We start from the raw sequence: 2,860 nt of genomic DNA, 5'->3' as shown, positions 1-2,860 counted from the left end.
GCCGTAATCGAAGAGACCACCCGTACACCCGCAAACACGTAAGCAAAGGAAGCCCATGGCAACGACCACACCAGCCGGTGTGCGGGCCCACGCCAAGCACGGGGGCGCGTCCCCGGACGACGCTCCGATGACGCACCGGCAGATCATGGAGGCGCTCTCCGGGCTGCTGCTCGGACTGTTCGCCGCCATCCTGTCCTCGACGATCGTCACGAACGCCCTGCCGACGATCATCAAGGACCTCGGCGGCGGCCAGTCGGCGTACACCTGGGTCGTCACCGCGGCGCTGCTCGCCATGACGGCCTCGGTGCCCCTGTGGGGCAAGCTCTCCGACCTGCTCAGCAAGAAGGCGCTCGTCCAGCTGGCCCTGGTGATCTACGTCGCGGGCTCGGTCATAGCGGGCCTGGCGCAGAACCCCGCCATGCTGATCACCGCGCGGGTCGTCCAGGGCCTGGGCGCGGGCGGCCTGTCCGCGCTTGTCCAGGTCATCATGGCCGCGATGATCGCGCCGCGTGAGCGTGGCCGCTACTCCGGCTACACCGGCGCCACGTTCGCCGTCGCGACCGTCGGCGGCCCGCTGCTCGGCGGTGTCATCACCGACACCTCCTGGCTGGGCTGGCGCTACTGCCTCTTCGTCGGCATCCCCTTCGCCCTGATCGCCCTGCTGGTGCTGCAGAAGACCCTGCACCTGCCGGTCGCCAAGCGCCAGGTCAAGGTGGACTGGGCGGGTGCCTTCTTCATCACCGCCGCGGCCTCGCTGCTGCTGCTCTGGGTCACCTTCGCGAACGACAAGTACGACTGGGTGTCGTGGCAGACGTTCACGATGGTGGGCGGCGTGATCGTACTGGCGCTGCTGTTCGTGTTCGTGGAGACCAGGGCGAGCGCGCCGATCATCCCGCTGCGCCTGTTCCGCAACCGCACCATCGCGCTGGCCTCGCTGGCCTCGCTCTTCGTCGGTGTCGGCATGTACTCGGGCACCGTGTTCTTCTCGCAGTACTTCCAGCTGGCCCGCGACAAGACCCCGACCATGTCGGGCGTCATGACGATCCCCATGATCGGCGGCCTGTTCGTCGCCTCCATGGTCTCCGGCCAGATCATCACCCGCACCGGCCGCTGGAAGGCCTGGCTGGTGGCAGGCGGCGCGTGCCTGACCGCGGGCCTGGGCCTGCTGGGCACCATGCGCTACGACACCCCGTACTGGCATCTGTCCATCTACATGGCGCTGCTCGGCGTCGGCGTCGGCATGACGATGCAGAACCTGGTGCTGTCCACCCAGAACCAGGTCGCCCCGCAGGACCTCGGCTCGGCGTCGTCGACGGTCAGCTTCTTCCGGACCCTCGGCGGCGCCGTCGGCGTCGGGGTGCTCGGCTCGGTGATGTCGACCCGTATCAGCCACCACGCCAAGGACACCATCACGTCCCTGAGCCCGCACACGCGGGCCGCCGCCGCCAAGGCGGTGAGCGGCGGCGGTGAGCTGCCCGACATGAACGCGCTCCCGCACGCGGTGCGCACCTGGCTGGAGGGTGCCTACGGGCACGGCATCGCCGACGCCTTCCTCTACGCCGCGCCCTGCGCGTTCGTCGCCTTCCTCGTCGTCCTGTTCATCAAGGAGGTTCCGTTGCGTACCACCGGCGCCCTGGCCCAGGCTGCCCAGCAGCAGAACGCGGGCGAGGCCCCCGCACCGGCCGCGATGCCGGTCGAGGCCGCCCAGACCGCCGCCCCCGCACCCGTCGAGGCCGCAGCCGAGCAGCGGGTGCCGAGCTGGGCCACCGCCGCGGCGAGCACCGAACCCGGCCCGGAGGGCACCCAGCGCCTCGCGGCCGTCGCCACCCTGGCCCCCGGCGAGCCGGCCCAGGAGAGCGGCGGCGGGATCCCCGTGCGCGGCTACGTGCGAGGTGCGGAGAGTGTGCCGGTGCCGCAGGCCGCGGTGACGCTGATCTCGCTGACGGGCCGCCAGCTGGGCCGCTCGGTGGCGCAGCCGGACGGCGCCTACGCCCTGGACGCGCCGGGTGCGGGTTCGTACGTGCTGATCGCTTCGGCGGACGGCTTCCAGCCGCAGGCCTCCACGATCGTGGTGAACGGTGAGCCGGTGGCGTACGACATCCTGCTCAGCGGCACCAGCGGGCTGAGCGGTGTGGTGCGCTCCGCCGAGGGAGGTGCGCCGGTGAAGGACGCGATGGTCATCGTCACCGACGTGCGCGGCGACCTGCTGGCCACCGGGACGACCGGCGAGAACGGCGAGTTCTCCTTCGCGGAGCTGGTGCCGGGCGTGGTGACCGTGGCCGTCAACGCCGCCGGGCACCGGCCGCGGGCCCTGCCGCTGGAGGTGGGCGGGACCGGCGTCACCCGGATCGAGATCGACCTCCAGGCCGGCGCCCAGCTCCAGGGCGTGGTGCGTGCCCCGCACGGTCCGCTCGCCGATGCGCGGGTGACGCTCGTGGACGCGGCCGGCAACGTGGTCGGCACGGCCACCACCGGCGCGGACGGCGCGTACGCCTTCACCGACCTGGACAGCGGCGAGTACACGGTCATCGCGACCGGCTACCCGCCGGCGGCGACCGGGCTGACCGTGGCCGGCCGGGGCGTCGACGGCCACGACATCACGCTCGCCCACCCCGGCGAGTAGCCCCTCCACCGGCCCGCGGCAGCGAGGGCGCACACGTTCGCCGACAAGCGGAACAGCGGACGCCCCCGCGGCCGCGGGCCGACCCCTTCCCCCACCCTCTTTGTCACACTTCACCAGCAGCGTTTTCCAGGGAGTACACGTCGATGGGACTGACCGCGAGGATCCGCACCCGGGACGGATGGGCCGTGTCGCACGCGGTCGTCACGGTGACCGACATGACCGGCACGCAGGTGCTGC

Annotated in this window: 1 protein-coding gene; it reads left to right on the top strand. The window is 71.8% G+C overall.

Annotated features, from left to right (window positions below; translation table 11 throughout):
- The first annotated feature begins 55 nt into the window (after window positions 1-55).
- Window positions 56-2,623, top strand: coding sequence for an MFS transporter (locus AB0G56_RS42070; protein ID WP_360981615.1), 2,568 nt, complete (start codon window positions 56-58; stop codon window positions 2,621-2,623).
- Window positions 2,624-2,860: the final 237 nt, after the last annotated feature.

The sequence above is a fragment of the Streptomyces sp. NPDC021356 genome (assembly GCF_040641015.1).
Lineage (GTDB): Bacteria > Actinomycetota > Actinomycetes > Streptomycetales > Streptomycetaceae > Streptomyces.
Note: the sequence above shows the minus strand (reverse complement) of the source record. Positions and strands in the feature narration are given on the sequence as shown.

Excerpts from the sequence above, each read along its gene's own strand:
- AB0G56_RS42070 (WP_360981615.1), top strand. The coding sequence starts at position 56 with ATGGCAACGACCACACCAGCCGGTGTGCGGGCCCACGCCAAGCACGGG.